The sequence below is a fragment of the Algoriphagus sp. AGSA1 genome, assembly GCF_021390545.1.
Classification (GTDB): domain Bacteria; phylum Bacteroidota; class Bacteroidia; order Cytophagales; family Cyclobacteriaceae; genus Algoriphagus.
This window is the reverse complement of record NZ_JAJUWR010000023.1, coordinates 1-16,181: the sequence shown is the minus strand read 5'-3', so window position 1 is coordinate 16,181 and position 16,181 is coordinate 1. Positions and strand designations below refer to the sequence as shown.

The following is a 16,181-nucleotide window of genomic DNA, read 5'->3' as shown; positions in this document are numbered from 1 at the left end:
TACCAGGGTAGAGCCTTTATGTATGGATATTCTTTTATTTAGTAGCATTTGATTCAATCTGTTGGTTTAATCTGGTTTTACGGTTACTCCCATAATAGAGCAATAACATGATGACAAATAAGATGATTTGTGCCGCTACTGTTTCAATAGTGGGATATATCCCCAGCCAATCTACACTCACCGATACAGGAAAACCGGTAATGGATAGCCATCCAGCTTCCTGAATGGAATGGACACCCTTACCGATCAGGATCAATGCTAGCAGGGCAATTACCCAGGCGGAATATCGAAACAACTGCCGAACAGGTATCTTCTTTGAATACCTTACAAACAGGATTGCAAACAGTGCGATTAATGCAAAAGCAGCCAGAACACCCAAACCAATGGATGATTGATGCTCTGGTTGCGTTTCCAGGCTGATAGCCTGTAAAAACAAGACGGATTCAAAGGCCTCACGAAACACAACCATAAAGGAGAAAAAAGCAATACCGAACATTTTGTCTTTTTTTAGCTGTTTGCCTATTTTTTCTTCGATAAACTTTTTCCAATTTTTAGCATGTGAGTGGTCATGCAACCAGAATCCTACCAAGGCCAGGACGATCACTGCCACCAGCGAAATCATTCCTTCCATGATCTCCCGGTTTTTACCGCTTATACCAATCACCCAATCGGAGAAAAACCATCCGGCCACTCCTAACAGTATGGCGGTTATCCACCCTCCGTGCACCCAGGGTATAGCCTTTTTTAGTCCTGATGAACGAATGAGGGCCAGAATGAGGGCCAGGATCAAAAATGCTTCCAGCCCCTCTCGCAACATAATTGAAGCTGACAATGCAAATGACAGCCAATAATTAAGTTTTTTGTCCTGCATCATTTCCTCTGCCTGACGCAGCATGGAAAGGCCATTGTCAATTTCTTTCTCAACTTGTGCTTTATCACCTTTATTTTCGATTACCTCACGGATCTTAAACATTTGCTGCTCCAGGCTGGCTGTAAAAGCGGGAGCATTGGCCTTTAGCCTTGCCTCCGAAGGCTCAATACCTTCCAGGTAAGCTACCAGGGCATCTTCACGTGCATAGGAGTACCTGCCGAAAGTATAATTTTGTAAGGCACTTTTTAAATAATTTCTTGCTTTATCAAGCGAATATTTTTGTGCATTATCTCCGGGAAATTGAGTTCTCAATGCCGTTAGAAACAGCTCATTATCAGCACTATAATCATTCCTCAGACTTTTAAGTAATTCCACATCTGAAAGGGTAGCCACCTCCTCCAAATTCACTGTATTGTTTGCCAGATCAAACTTCTGTTGCAGCTCAGTATTTTGGTCAGCTTGAGTTGTAAAGCGGAGAGATTTTATATAAAATGCCAAATCCCAAATTTCTTTATCGGATAAGGTGGTAAAACTTTGCATGGCAGTGCCTTCCACACCCAGTTTTATAGTGTTATATGCCTGAAAAGGCGAGATTTCCTGCATCAGGTTAGCATTGAGAAAATTGGTAGGAGCCGGTTTTAAGCCTGCCGCCAACCTACCGTCTCCCGATCCATTCACTCCATGGCAGGAAGTACAATTCTGTACATATAAGCTTTTTCCGTTTTTGAGATCAGGCCATATCAGAGGAGCCGTTTTAAGACCGGTCGTTTTGATAATTTCTCGTCTGGCCTGTTGGGCTAAGGTTGAAATACTTTTATGAGGAAATTTATTTTCTATTTGCTTTCCTAATTCTTTTAACTGTGACAGAATAAGCAGCTTGTTATCCTGCGGCAGATCACTTTCTTCAATGAGCAAATACACTTTGTCACTGAATTCCTGCATTTCTGCAAACTCGCCTTCGTCTATTACTTCGCCATTTTGCACGGCTGCGGTGAAATCTCTTGAAATATAGTCCAGCAAATGAATGGTGGTTCGCAGGCTATTATCATCCTTGCTTGCCATTACGTTATGCGGAAAAATGCAGAGCAGTACACCTACTGTAAAAATTGTATATAATGAGTTTCTTATCATCTATTTAGTCCTTTAAAACCTCTCTAATTACATTTAGCTATCTGTTAAACAAACCACAATTTGGTTTAAAACTTCATTTTCTGGATTCTGATAGCATTCAAAATAGCCAGAAAGGCCACACCTACATCTGCAAATACGGCTTCCCACAAAGATGCTAACCCTACGGCTCCCAGGATCATCATTATTAATTTTACCCCGAAGGCCAGGGCAATATTCTGCCAGACCACCTTACGTGTAGATCTACCTATTTTTATAGCCCTTGCAATCTTTGAAGGCTGATCTGTCTGGATGATCACATCAGCCGTTTCAATCGCCACATCACTTCCGAGCCCACCCATGGCTATCCCCACATCACTGACTGCCAAAACGGGTGCATCGTTGATCCCGTCACCCACAAAAGCAATGCTGACTGATGGGTCTTTCTTCATTTCCTCCACTTCATGAAGCTTATCCTCCGGTAACAAACCGCCTTTGGCTTGTTCTAAGCCCAATTCTTTTCCAATTTTTTCGGTAATTGATGGCTTGTCGCCCGACAGCATAATGATTTTCTTAATGCCGGCATCATGCATTTGCCTTACAGCTTCTACCGCATCTTCTTTCAATTGGTCGGCAATGGTAACGTAGCCGGAAAATAGATCATCAATGGCGATCATCACGATAGATTCAACGATGGTATCAGTCTCTTCCGGAACATCAATGCCATGAGTTGTCATTAATGCTTTATTGCCTACTAAAACCGTTTTATGATTGACTTTACCTTTTAACCCCTTTCCTGCTATTTCGCTTACATCAGACGCTGTATAATGCTGGCCATTTAATTCATACTCCATTATGGCACGGGCAATCGGGTGGGTGGACTGCTCCTCCAGGGCCAACAGATAGGACATCATTTCATTTTCGGAAATACCTACTGGTTTGATCTCTTTGATCTTAAACACCCCTTTGGTAACGGTGCCTGTTTTATCCATAACCACTGTATTTACTTTAGTTATGGCATCAAGAAATGAGGCTCCCTTAAACAGGATACCGTTTCTTGAGGCCGCACCTAAGCCCCCGAAATAGCCCAGTGGAATAGAAATTACCAATGCACAGGGACAGGAGATTACCAGGAAGATAAGCGCTCTGTATAACCAATCCTGGAATACGTAATTATCTACAAAAAAGTAGGGGAGAACGGTGAGGCAGATGGCAAGAATTACCACGATAGGGGTATATATCCGGGCAAACTTCCTGATAAAAAGCTCCGTTTTTGATTTCCTTGCCGTGGCATTTTGTACCATATCCAAAATCCGGGCAATGGAGCTGTCGTTAAATTCTTTGGTCGTTTCCAGTTCGATTACGCCTTCAAGGTTAATACTCCCCGCAAAAACCTTATCTTCTTTATATATGGTGTCAGGTTTACTTTCCCCTGTGATGGCTGCCGTATTGACGCTGGCCTTTTCAGACAAAAGGATGCCGTCCAAAGGTATTTTTTCTCCTGTTCGCACCTGAACCTTTTCCCCGATATGCACCATTTCCGGGTTTACCTCTACAAAATCATTGTCCCGATATACCAAAGCTATATTAGGCCGCACATCAAGTAAGGCCTTTATATTGCTTTTAGCCCGTCTCACTGCAGCATTTTGAAAGAGTTCACCTACCGCATAAAACAACATCACGGCTACACCTTCCGGGTATTCACCTATGGCAAACGCTCCTAATGTAGCAATGGACATCAGGAAGAATTCAGTGAAAAAATCACCTTTCCTGATACTTTCCCAGCCTTCTTTGATCACAGGAAAGCCCACGGGAGCATAGGCCAAGCCGTACCATACAGGGCGAACCCACCCCTTAAAAAATGGTAGTAGATTAAAGTAATCAAGTGAGATACCGACTATCAGCATTGCAAAACTGGCTATTGCCGGAACATACGTTCCTAACTTCATTTTACTCGCAGGATTCCCGGTAGATACCATTTTTTTATTAAGATCTCTCAGATTTATTTTTTTCTTTTTTGTCATAATGCAAACAGTTCAAAATGATTTTACTTTTGAAGAATACCTTTAGCCACTACACTGTGAACAAACACCCTTTACCATCAGGTTGGCTTCTTCTGCCTGGTAGTTGGGCGGAAGTATAATTTCAGTTATTTTATAACTGTAAAGGCATTTGGTTTCGCCACATTTTCTGCAATGAAAGTGCAGGTGCAGATCTTTTTCAATTTCGCACTTACAACCTTCTTCACACAAGGCATACTTAGGCACTCCGGTACCATCATCAATGCTGTGTACCAATCCGTTATCCTCAAACGCTTTTAGCGTTCTGTAGATGGTAGTTCTGTCTGATTTCACAAAATCCTTGTATAGATCAGTAAGACTTACTGCTATCTCACGATCCAGCAGGTATTCCAGCACCAACAAGCGCATGGCTGTGGGTTTTATCTTGTGCTGTAATAGATTTTCTTCTAAATCTTTTATTACGCTCATCACTCGTTTTTTCTAAGTATTACTTGTGTAAACTGAATCTTTAGTGTTTTACCTATTTCCGGTAAAATTGATTTCAGGCCGATTTCGTTTGTGTCAACATCTCCGGTAGCGCTTAGCATACAGGCTATGGCCTCTCCTCCGTTAAAGTGTTTCAGGTTGCCCGAAAGAACAATTTCAAATGTTCTTTTGCCTGCCGCTACTTTTAAAGGCCAGTTAAACGAAATAGGGGCATGTGGCTGACTTATAAAATCATCTACAGGGATAAAACCTGAAAAAGAGATCGTCATTTCCTCATCTTCTGCTTTGCTAATTTCCTCATTTAAATAACCAATACCGGTATCTATGGATTTTAGGTCTAGCTTTCCTGAAATTTCTTTGGTATTATAATCCATCATAAGAAACAGCTTATGGCTTTCAGCAATTATCCGTTCATTATTAATTTCTGACACCATCACGATATGGCCCTCTGTCGTCCTGTACATGGATTGCCCTACAGCAATCCTTGCTTGAGCAATAAATAGCAGGGTAATAAATATAATTTTCATGATTAACGGCTATTTAAATTTTCTTCGATATAGTTGAGGGCCTCAGGGATATCCAGTTCGCGTGTGCCATTTCCTGTGCGGATATAAAAGTGTGAACGGTCGTCCTGATGCAGATAGACCGGAGAATGCGCACGTTTAATTTCAAGATGACAAACATCAAGCCCTTCTATTTGGTAAAAAGACATACCTACCAGAGCGCAATAATTTATCCCTAATTTGGTGGAGACCAGTTGCATTACATACTGCACAAAACGATCTCTTCCCGGTTTTTTCAGGCTCGCATAATCTTCCTGTAAACCTAATGAGTTACCATTATCGTTAATACCAATGAAAAGGTGTCCGCCTTGTGTATTCATAAACCCGGCAATTGTTTTGGCTACTACGTCTTCCAAAGCCTTATTTGGTTTAAACTGTCTCAAATCCCATCTCAAGGTAGATTTGAATTCTACTTGCTGGTTTTCTCCTGCCCCAATCAACTCCTTGATCTCCTCTAGCTTATTGCTTTTCGTGGTAAGCTGAAATATTTTTTGCCTGACCATAAACATCAGTGCCAGGGCAATGCCCAGTAAGCCGAATAGCAATTTGATGATGGCCTGATCTAAATCCCATGAACTAACTTCCTGCTGATATGAAGCAAGCAGGTATTTCCACCAGTTGCCATTATCTCCCTGCATGTCATACATGTGAAGTGAAATAGCCAGGGGCTGTATCACAAATAGTCCTAAGGCTAATCCAATAAGTATATAAGCACGTACTTTCCGTTTTTTCATTTTATAATATCCTTTTATAAACCACAGGTGTCACCTCGCTTGGGATACACCTGTGGCTCTATAACTACTTCTTCCTATCCTGAAGGACTTTCCTCTTTTGTTCAAATTCCTCATCGGATATCTCGCCCCGGGCGTATCGCTCTCTCAGGGCTTCCATAGCCTTATCCTTCCGTCTGTTTTGTCCGGGCGTAGGGTATGGGATTAAGAATATCCAGAATAGGAGGATAAGCCACAGGATCCACCAGATCCAGTGCATTCCTCCGAAATACCAATCATACATCATAACTGTAGGTTTTAGGGTTAAACATTTATTTACATTTCGGGCACCAACTCCCCTGAATCACACTATCAGCGGTAGCCTGGAAACGATGACCGTTTTTACAGTGCCACCGCAGGGGTATTTTGGAGTTTATGTATTCCTTTGAAAGGCACTTACCTCCCTTTGCATGAGCCAGGGATTGCATCTTCTCTATTCCATGCGGAACGTTGTTAGCACACTCAGGACACCAGCTTTTCCTGATTTTTACACTAAAAGGGGTCGCCTGCCATCGGTGGCATTTGCACATTGCCACCACAACCTGGACTTGCTATTGATATATAAATCCGAAAGGCAAAGCCCGCCCCGTTCCCTGGCTAATTGCTGCATTTTTTCAATTGGAGACTCCATAATTTTTCACTTCATATCAAATCTTTTGATAGACTTTCCGGTCTTTATTCTATACGCATCGTCTATTTCAGAAACGTAAATGATCCCATCGCCCGGCTTTGGTGTTTTGGCCTTGCCGCATATTAATTGTACTGCTTTTTCCACTTCTTCATTCTGACAAACCAACTCCAGCTTTACTATCGGGCTATCAGTAAAATGAAAATCCAGAGAAGGAGATGCATCGGGATTTTTATGAGCTCCTGTACCTTCTCCTTTGGATAGTGTGACACTTTCAAAGCCTGCATCGCGCAGGGATTCTACCACTACCTGCACTCTTTTCGGTTTTATAAATGCTTTTATTTCTTTCATCTTTTTAGTCGTTTTAATTTTTAATTCTTTAATAAAATTGAAAATGGGCAAACGGTAGTTGGTAATTATCCTATGAGCACATGCCCAATTGCCTAGTGCCAACTACTTATTGCCAAATAGAATTTAATCATCGTCACCAGTCTCCCCTTTTTTCATTTCAGAAATTAGGTAATAAGCGTTGTTCCAGGCTACTTTTGTGCCCTCAGGAAGTGGCTCTAACAATTTAATTTCTACCCATCCGTCTTCTGTGATACCTGTTCGTACTTCTATGGCTTTAAACGCCCATTCGGTTTTGCCATCTTCTTCATGCGCTTCCGCCATAAAAATATAAGGCTTGCCTTCTTCTTCTATGATGGCACTTTCCGGCAAGGCTTTAACCTGATTGTCCCCCGCTCTAATTTTACCATTGATGTACATGCCCGGAATCAAAAAATCTTCTTTTTGGTCTATCTCTGCGTGCACATGCACCGCTTTCGGATTTTGTTCAAATTGTTTGCCTACCGAATAAATTTTGGCAGTCAGCGTATTTCCCGGAACAGACTCCACAGTAAAGGACACTTTTTGTCCTACCTTTACTTTATAGATATCCTTTTCAAACACCATCAGGTCGGCATGAATGTGGTCGGTATTGACAATCATAAACATCTCGGTCTGAGGGTCTACATATTGACCAATCTGAACCTTGACTTTTTGTATGAATCCATAGATGGGACTGACTACAGGTACGTACTCATAGATTTCCCCACTCCGTATCTTCTCCACATTCAGGCTTAGCTGCTTCAATTGGGCTTCATAGCCTTTTACCTCACCTTTCATGGCCTGGTAGTCCGCCTGAATTTGCTGATAAGTTTTTCCGGAACCTACCTCTTCTTCATAGAGCCTTTTCTGCCGCTGGTTTTCTTTTTCCAGAAACTGTAATTGGCTATAAGCCCTTACATAGTCAGTCTGTAACCTGGTCAGGTTGGGATGAGAAATATAGGCCAATACCTGCCCTTTGCTAACCTGGTCTCCCTCTATCACTTTGATGGAAGTAACATTGGCTCCCAGAATAGCTGTAACGGTTGCTTCATGCTGAGGTGGCACTTCTAACTGGCCATTTGCTTCTACCACGCCCGATAGTGAGCGAATGGGTAGTGTGTCAATTTTAATGCCCAGACTTTCAAACTTGAGATCCGAAAGGTGAAGCTCAGCCATCCCTTCTTCATTAGTTCCTTCTTCACCCTCGTGCCCAGCCTCGCCCTCACTGTGTTCTTCGTGAGAGGCATCACCTGAGTTATCAGCCGAGTTGTTATCGCAGCCCGTAAATACCGATACCATCAGTACCAATGCCAGTATATATATGATTTGCTTTTTCATTGTGTTTATATTTTTAATCTGATTATCCATTCAGGTTTTATTAAATGCTTAATTTGATGTTTTTAAATAGTATTCCAGTTGATAGCGGCTATTCAGGTAGTTGCCGAAGGCATTCCATGAGTCCACCTCTATGCGAATGGCATCCCTGATGTTTTGCAGAAAAGTCACATAGTCAATGGCCCCTTCCCGATAAGCCAAAATAGCTCCGGCTCGTTGTTCCTGCGCCAGGGGTAGTGCTTCATCCCTGTAGTAGTTCCATGAATAAAGCCATTTCAGATACTGCTCTTTCATTTCCTGATAAGCTGCATTCAACTCCAACTGGTTTTGTCGCAGGTTTTGTCCTGCAATATCCCGCTGTATTTTGGCCGATTGTGTTCTGCCAAGCTCAGGCCCAAAAAACAAAGGGATCCGAATACCAATTTGGTACTGATAAAATCCTGATTGCCCATCAACTTGTTGTCGTCCATATTGGCCTTGCAACTGTGGAAAAAACTGCGAACGCCTTTCTTTTATGGTCGCATCCGCTACATCTACCTGTTGTTTTGAAACATTCAAAATAGGATGGTTCATTAGGGAATCGGCTACATAATTCAGCGGTTCATCCAAGTGAGTGGCCGGGATATCCGGCACGGTAAAGAGGGTATCATTGGCAAACCAAAGGTTGAGCCGCTGCAAGGCGCTGAGATAATCTCTGTACGCCTGCTCCTTCTGTATCTGTACCTGATTGGCCTGGTTGGAAGTAGCCAAATATTCCAGCTTGGAAGTGGCTTCTGTTTCTAAGCGGATTCGTGCGGCTCTTTCAATATCGGTAAAAACCGAATCCAACTGCTCATACACCTGGTAATTATTCTTTGAAGCATATACCTGCGCCCAGGCCTGACTTACTTCCCTTTCCAGTTCTATTACAGACAAATCCAGAGCGGCTTCTGCCAATGCCACCCGTTCCTTTTGCAATTTCAAACGTGGTGCTATACCGAACACATCAATCTGCTGCTGCTGGATGCCAAATTGTGTGTAGACACCATCCGATCCATTGCCCACTTCCTCTTTACCAGTAAATATTTGGGTATTCCCTAAGTCCCAAGCTGTTTTCTTGAGAGCCTGCTGGCTTTCAATTTCCAGACGTGCCGATTGAATTTTAGGATAACTTTCTACAGCCCGCTTTCTGGCCTGTTCTAATGTGATCGTAGGTAGGCTGTCTTTCTCCTGTCCCTGCTGCTGTGCATTTGCCACAGCCGGTAAACCAACCAGTCCACCACAAACGATCAGGGCAATGATCACATTAGCATTCGGTGCTTTCAGGCTTTTTCTTCTGTCACTTCTTCCTTCTACAAGAGTGTATAGCACTGGGAGCACTACCAGCGTAAGCAAGGTGGCAGTAAGCATACCACCAATTACCACAGTAGCCAAAGGCCGCTGCACTTCTGCTCCGGCAGATGCTGAAAACGCCATGGGCATAAATCCAAGAATATCCGTGGTTGCGGTAAGCATAATAGGCCTGATCCGTTCTTTAGTTCCTGTAAAAATGCGGTCTCTGATGCTGGTGACTCCTTCCTCTTTTAGGGAATTAAATCGGTTGATCAATACCAAACCGTTCAGGACAGCTACACCAAAAAGCACAATAAAACCAACTCCCGCTGAAATACTAAATGGCATATCTCTAACCCATAGTGCAAATACTCCCCCAATAGCTGCCAGTGGAATAGCTATATAGATCATAATGGATTGAGAAAATGATTTCAGGGCGAAGTAGAGCAGAACAAAGATGAGAAAGAGAGCAATGGGTACAACAATTGCTAATCTGCTTTTAGCCCTTTCCAGATTTTCAAACTCCCCACCGTAGGAAATATAATAACCCGGAGGCAAGTCTAGTTGTGCATCCAGTTTTTTCTGAATGTCGTTTACGACTGATTCCACATCACGACCTCTTGTATTGACTCCCACATAAGTACGTCTATACGTGTTGTCTCTGGAGATTTGCATGGGGCCAGGCACATAGCTAATGTCGGCCACTTCTTTTATCGGAACTTGGGTACCATCGGGTAGATCAATGTAGAGTGTGCGCAGGTCATCAATACTTTTCCGGTGCGCCTCATCAAAGCGGATGACCAGATCAAATCTTTTTTCACCTTCAAAAATCACCCCGGCCACACCACCTGCAAAGGCTGAACTCACATACTCATTGATCTTTTGAATGTCCAATCCATATTGGGCAATTTTATCCCGATTGTAACGAACGGTCATTTGGGGAAGTCCTGATGTACGTTCTGGGTTTACATCACCGGCTCCTGGCACGGTAGAAATTATATCCGCCATTTCCTGCACTTTTGCGGCAAGCACTTCCAGGTCTTCGCCATAGAGTTTTACGGCAATGTCCTCCCGTACCCCTTCAAGCAACTCATTAAAACGCAGCTCTACCGGCTGGGTAAATACCAGGTTAACCCCGGTCAGATTGGTTTCCAGCTTTTCCTTGATTTGCTCAATTAGCTCGTCCTTGGTTTCAACTGAAACCCATTTATCTTTATCTTTTTCCAATATGAGGTACATATCGGCTATATCCATCGGCATGGGGTCCGTAGGGATATCGGCCACCCCAATTCTGGCAGTTACTGTTTTTATTTCGGGAAAACTTTCCAGCAACAGGTTCTCAATCTTGATTGATACCTCTTTAGACTCACTTAGGGAACTTCCGGGCCTGATGAGTGCCTGCATCGCGATATCTCCTTCATCAAGCTGTGGCACAAACTCCCCTCCCATACGTGAAAAAATGAAACCGGCTGCTACTAGTAGCACAATAGCTACGGTGATCACAATTGCTTTAAAACGCAGCGCACCTTTTAGCAAAGGCAAATAAACCCATTGAATGCCATCTATTATTTTATCACTAACCTTTTCCAGCCAGCGTTCAAATCGTCCAAACCAGTTCTTTTTGTTTTGAACAGGTTTCATAAACAAGGCCGACATCATCGGTACATACGTCAGACAAAGGAAAATGGCACCAATCATGGCAAAGCCAAATGTATAGGCCATCGGCTGAAACATCTTACCTTCCACCCCGGTAAGGAATAAGATGGGGGTAAATACAATGAGGATGATAATCTGTCCGAAAAAGGCCGAACTCATCATTGTACTGCCCGCATCATAAGCAACCTCATCCATTACGCCCTGGTTGAATTTGATTTTCCCTGACCGGATGCGCTTTTGGATTTCATACACTGTGCCCTCTATAATGATCACCGCCCCGTCAATGATGATCCCAAAATCAATGGCCCCAAGGCTCATCAGGTTGGCCCACACATTGAACTGCTTCATTAAAATGAAGGCAAACAGTAGGGAAAGCGGAATGGTAGTCGCAGTGATAATACCGCCACGAAGGCTACCCAACAGAATCACCAGGGCGAAAATGACAATCAGCGCCCCTTCTATAAGATTGGTTTTTACAGTATCGGTAGTCCTGGAAATTAAATCACTACGATCAATTATCGTATTGATCGCTAATCCCTCCGGAAGAGATTTTTCTATCTCTTCCATACGCTCTTTTACATTCTGAATGACTGCATTGGGATTGGAGCCTTTTAGCATCATAATAATGCCGCCAACAGCTTCTTTTCCATCCTGTGTGAAAGCCCCATATCGCACCTGGCTGCCGAAGTGTACTTTAGAGGCTACATCACCTACCGTAACCGGGATCCCATTTTCTGTTTTTATGACGATTTTTCGGATATCATCCAGAGAGCGCACCAAGCCTTCTCCACGGATGAAATTAGACATCCTGTTCTTCTCAATGTAAGCCCCACCGGTATTAACATTGTTTCTGGCCAGAGCCTCATATACTTGAGAGATGCTCACATTCTGTGCATTGAGTTTATCCGGGTTAATGGCCACTTCATATTGCTTAATATAGCCACCGAAAGAATTCACCTCAACCACACCTTCAAGCAAAGTTAATTGCCGTTTTACAATCCATTCTTGAATCGTGCGCAACTCCATAGGTGAATACATCGAGTCATAACCCTCTTGTGGTTCAATGGTGTATTCATAGATTTGGCCTAAACCAGTGGAAATGGGACCCATTGATGGGCTTCCAAATTTCTCCGGTATGGTCTCTTTTAATTCGATTAGTTTTTCCTGTACCAGTTGGCGGGGCAGATAGGTACCCATATCGTCTTCAAAAACAATGGTAACGACAGAGAGGCCGAACCTCGAAACAGAACGGATTTCATCTACTCCCGGCAGGTTGCCCATGGCCAACTCTACAGGGTAAGTAACAAACTGTTCGATATCCTCAGTGGCCAGGTTTTCTGATACAGTAATTACCTGCACTTGATTATTGGTAATGTCGGGTACAGAGCCCAGATTGACGGTGGACATGGAGTATATCCCGACCCCAATGAGCGCCAGCGTGAGCAGGCCCACGATGAATTTATTCTTTATCGAAAAAGAAATTATTTTATTGATCATACGATTATTAATTATTTGACATGGAAAATAAAGAAGTGAAGAAGCCTGGCAATCGTTGCTAAAATGATAATTGCACTAATCAGCACAATGAAAAACCATTTCAGTAGAATTTTGACCGTGATTTTCTTCCCTCTCTTTTTCCTTTTTTTTATCTTGTTTTTATTCAATTTTTTCAACTTTCTGAATAAGATTGAACACAATGAAAGGATACCTTTGAAGGTTAAAGGCTCATTAAAGAAAATGTCTGAGTGGTAAGTAAAATGCCTGGTCAGTCCTGATAAAAGTGGACTTTAATGACAGTGCATATTTATCCTATCAGGCAGGAAGGATTATGATCTTGGGGGCTTGAGAAATTCGGAGATTTCAATGCTTCTGAAATCCTGAAAATAGGCAGAATATAAAACAGGTAATTTTTCGGGATGTTTAAATTCTATTGGATATGACAAAACAACGTGCATATGGCAACAATGACAAACACATAGCGGAGGGCAATCATCAGAACCATAGGGTCCCTCTTGATCGTGAGTTGTATTATTGCTATTAACGACAGAAATATTATCAATATTATTGTCAATAGGCACAGTATCCGGGCATGCTATCCCTATAGCAAAAATCAAATAAATGCTTAATATGTAGCACACGATTTTCATTTTTGCAAAAATACGTAATTATACAATGCAAGGGTATTGCAAAGTGGAATCATGAGTTGATTAATCTCTCAAACTCCTGATTGATGAATAAAATGAGCCTCTATCTGAACAAGTGTTTAGTTGATATTTTTTATAGGCTGACAATCACCTCAACCTCAAACTATTCCCAATCACACTCACGGAGCTCAGGCTCATGGCTGCTGCGGCCAGCATCGGGCTTAAAAGCAATCCAAAAAATGGAAACAGGACACCTGCTGCTATAGGGACACCAATTGTGTTATAGATAAAAGCGAAGAAGAGGTTTTGTTGAATGTTACGCATTACATCCGTACTCAACTTCCTTGCCCTTACTATTCCGTCCAACTCACCCTTTACTAAAGTGAGGCTTGCACTTTCTATAGCTACATCGGTACCCGTTCCCATGGCGATACCCACATCAGCTTGTGCCAGGGCCGGAGCATCATTAATGCCATCACCGGCCATGGCTACTTTTTTGCCTTGCTGCTGCAGGGCTTTCACTTTTTCATATTTGTCTTCAGGCAACAGGTCGGCTTCAAAACCGTCCAATCCTAATTTATCGGCCACTGTCTTAGCCGTATTTTTATTATCACCGGTAAGCATAATCACTTCCAGCCCCTGGTCCTGCAAGTTCCGAATAGCCTTTGCTGAAGATTCTTTGATTGGATCTGCTACACTAATAAAACCAGCTACTTCATTTTCTATAACGACAAACATTACAGTTTGACCCTCCATTTGTCGCTTTTTAACATAATCAACAAATTTAGGTTTCAACTTTAGACTGAATTGCTCTAATAGCTTTATATTTCCTATAGCAACTTTTTTATTATTAATTCTGCCCATGATCCCTTTGCCGGTTATGGACTCAAAATCATCAACTGGTTCAGGTTTAATTCCTTTAGCCTCCGCACCTTTAACAATAGCGTGTGCAAGGGGGTGCTCACTATTATTTTCAAGAGAAGCCACCAAGGCAAGTATTTCTTCCTCAGAATAGGTATTATTTATAGCTTTTACCTGTTGCAGGACAGGCTTCCCTTCCGTAATCGTTCCGGTTTTATCAATAACCAGTGTATCGATTTTATGCATTTCCTCAATAGCCTTGGCATCTTTTACCAATACACCTTGCTTGGCACCTTTTCCCGTTCCAACCATAATGGACATTGGTGTAGCTAATCCAAGAGCACACGGACAGGCAATAATTAAAACCGTAACAGCAGTGGTAAAAGCATAAACAAGGGAAGGTTCGGGGCCCCATACTGCCCATACAGCAAAAGAAATAATGGCAATAACTATGACTATTGGCACAAAATAACCTGACACTTTATCAGCCATATTTTGTATTGGCGCTTTTGTGCGGCTTGCTTTATTTACCATGTCAATAATCTGTGAGAGTAAGGTATCGCTCCCAACTTTAAGAGCCTTCATCTTAAAAGTTCCGGTTTCATTTATTGTACCTCCAATCACAGGATCACCTTCGGCTTTCTCAACAGGCATTGGCTCACCAGTGATCATAGACTCATCAATGCTGCTTTTTCCACTTGTTATTTCTCCATCTACAGGAATCTTTTCCCCAGGTTTGATCTTGATAATATCTTCCATAAGAACCTCTTCCAGCGGAATTACTTGTTCCTGCCCATCCCGAATAACAGTTGCTTCCGGTGGAACCAGGTTGAGCAATTCCCTAATGGCTGAATTTGTTTGTCCTCGTGCCCTTAGTTCCATCAGTTGTCCTAATAATATCAGAGTAAGGATCACAGTGGCTACTTCAAAATATAAATGTACAGTGCCCTCCTCAGTTTTAAACTGAGCAGGAAAAAGCTCAGGGAACAATAAGCCAATTATGCTAAAGATATAGGCAGCCCCTGTACCTATTGAGATCAATGTCCACATATTTGGGGATCTGTTAACTATTGACCGATACCCCCTTTTGAAAAACTCCCAGCATGAATAAAAAACTACCGGAGTGGAGAGGATAAATTGGATCCAACCGTTGGTTTTCTCATCAATGAAAAGGGAAATATCAACTCCAACATATTGTGCCATGGAAAGAAAAAGCACAGGTACTGTAAAGATAGTAGCAATCCAGAATTTCCGTGATAGCTTTTTAAGTGCCTCTTTTTCATCCTCCTGATCTTCTTTTGTAACATCCACCGGTTCAAGGTCCATACCGCATATTGGGCAACTGCCGGGTGCATTCTGAATAATTTCAGGATGCATGGGGCAGGTGTATTCAGTAGCAATTTTATCTGAGGCTTTATGTTCTTTCACCAGATCCATACCGCAGACGGGGCAATCACCCGGCTGATTATATTTTTTATCGCCCTCGCAAAGCATGGGGCAATAATATTGGCCATTGGTTGAAAGTGATTTGTCTGGGTTACTATGTTGCTGATTATCTTGCATATTAGTTGTGTTTTTTAAAGCTGAATACCTTGGATCAATTAATTTACCTCTACTTCAGGAGTAATCTCCTGAGAAAAATACAGAAAGGAATATCCAGAAGGACTAAGACAAGAACTGCCTTCGGTCCTGGCTTCCGTTCATAACTCATTTTTTGGTAATAAAAGCCGACTTATAATGAAAATCAAAAGAGGAAGAATGGTGAATTGAAGTACTGGTGAAATCCCCACCTCCACCCAAGGTATTAGAGGCATACTCTCAGCATAAGTCCAATCCCCTCTGGAACTGTGCCATACCTCAGCGATTATTGCACCCACTCCACCTACTAACATTAAAATAACTGCCCGAAAAGGTTTGAAATGTTTGGTCCAATAGTTCCCATGATATAATCTGGTTCGTTTTAAGGACAGAACCAAAAAGAATATATCATGGACACCGAAGTTTCTCCTAAGTTATTCATTGGTATTGATGTGCACAAGCGCCAGTGGAGCGTTTGCAT

At 42.4% G+C, this 16,181-nt stretch carries 11 protein-coding genes; all 11 read right to left on the bottom strand.

Going from position 1 to position 16,181, the window contains the following annotated elements; genetic code table 11:
- Positions 1-34 precede the first annotated feature (34 nt).
- The 11 genes from LZF95_RS17630 to LZF95_RS17585 all read right to left on the bottom strand — a co-directional run bounded on the left by LZF95_RS17630 (position 35) and on the right by LZF95_RS17585 (position 15,685).
- Positions 35-2,002: an FTR1 family protein gene (locus LZF95_RS17630; RefSeq protein WP_233756347.1), complete on the bottom strand. Its 1,968-nt coding sequence runs from the start codon at positions 2,000-2,002 to the stop codon at positions 35-37.
- Positions 2,003-2,067: 65 nt separating this feature from the next.
- Positions 2,068-4,002, bottom strand: coding sequence for a heavy metal translocating P-type ATPase (locus LZF95_RS17625; protein ID WP_233756346.1), 1,935 nt, complete (start codon positions 4,000-4,002; stop codon positions 2,068-2,070).
- A gap of 42 nt (positions 4,003-4,044) precedes the next feature.
- A complete protein-coding gene (locus LZF95_RS17620; protein WP_233756345.1) occupies positions 4,045-4,467 on the bottom strand; it encodes a Fur family transcriptional regulator in 423 nt (140 codons plus the stop codon).
- Entirely contained in the window at positions 4,467-5,012 is a 546-nt protein-coding gene (locus LZF95_RS17615; RefSeq protein ID WP_233756344.1) for a hypothetical protein, read from the bottom strand. Before LZF95_RS17615 ends, LZF95_RS17620 begins: the two co-directional genes overlap by 1 nt.
- A gap of 2 nt (positions 5,013-5,014) precedes the next feature.
- A complete protein-coding gene (locus tag LZF95_RS17610) occupies positions 5,015-5,782 on the bottom strand; it encodes a helix-turn-helix domain-containing protein (RefSeq protein ID WP_233756343.1) in 768 nt (255 codons plus the stop codon).
- A 64-nt stretch (positions 5,783-5,846) separates the two neighbouring features.
- On the bottom strand, positions 5,847-6,065 hold the full coding sequence (locus LZF95_RS17605) for an SHOCT domain-containing protein (protein ID WP_233756342.1): 219 nt from the start codon (positions 6,063-6,065) through the stop codon (positions 5,847-5,849).
- Positions 6,066-6,455: 390 nt separating this feature from the next.
- The gene (locus LZF95_RS17600; protein ID WP_233756341.1) at positions 6,456-6,797 is read right to left on the bottom strand and encodes a P-II family nitrogen regulator; all 342 of its coding nucleotides are present in this window, start codon (positions 6,795-6,797) and stop codon (positions 6,456-6,458) included.
- Between the two features lie 123 nt (positions 6,798-6,920).
- Positions 6,921-8,153, bottom strand: a complete 1,233-nt coding sequence (locus tag LZF95_RS17595; protein ID WP_233756340.1) for an efflux RND transporter periplasmic adaptor subunit — start codon at positions 8,151-8,153, stop codon at positions 6,921-6,923.
- A 48-nt stretch (positions 8,154-8,201) separates the two neighbouring features.
- Positions 8,202-12,614: a CusA/CzcA family heavy metal efflux RND transporter gene (locus tag LZF95_RS17590; RefSeq protein ID WP_233756339.1), complete on the bottom strand. Its 4,413-nt coding sequence runs from the start codon at positions 12,612-12,614 to the stop codon at positions 8,202-8,204.
- Positions 12,615-12,943: 329 nt separating this feature from the next.
- Positions 12,944-13,264 (bottom strand): DUF6660 family protein, encoded by a 321-nt coding sequence (locus tag LZF95_RS27790; protein ID WP_368670787.1) that lies wholly within the window; start codon positions 13,262-13,264, stop codon positions 12,944-12,946.
- A 144-nt stretch (positions 13,265-13,408) separates the two neighbouring features.
- Positions 13,409-15,685, bottom strand: a complete 2,277-nt coding sequence (locus LZF95_RS17585) for a copper-translocating P-type ATPase (protein WP_233756338.1) — start codon at positions 15,683-15,685, stop codon at positions 13,409-13,411.
- Positions 15,686-16,181 lie beyond the last annotated feature (496 nt).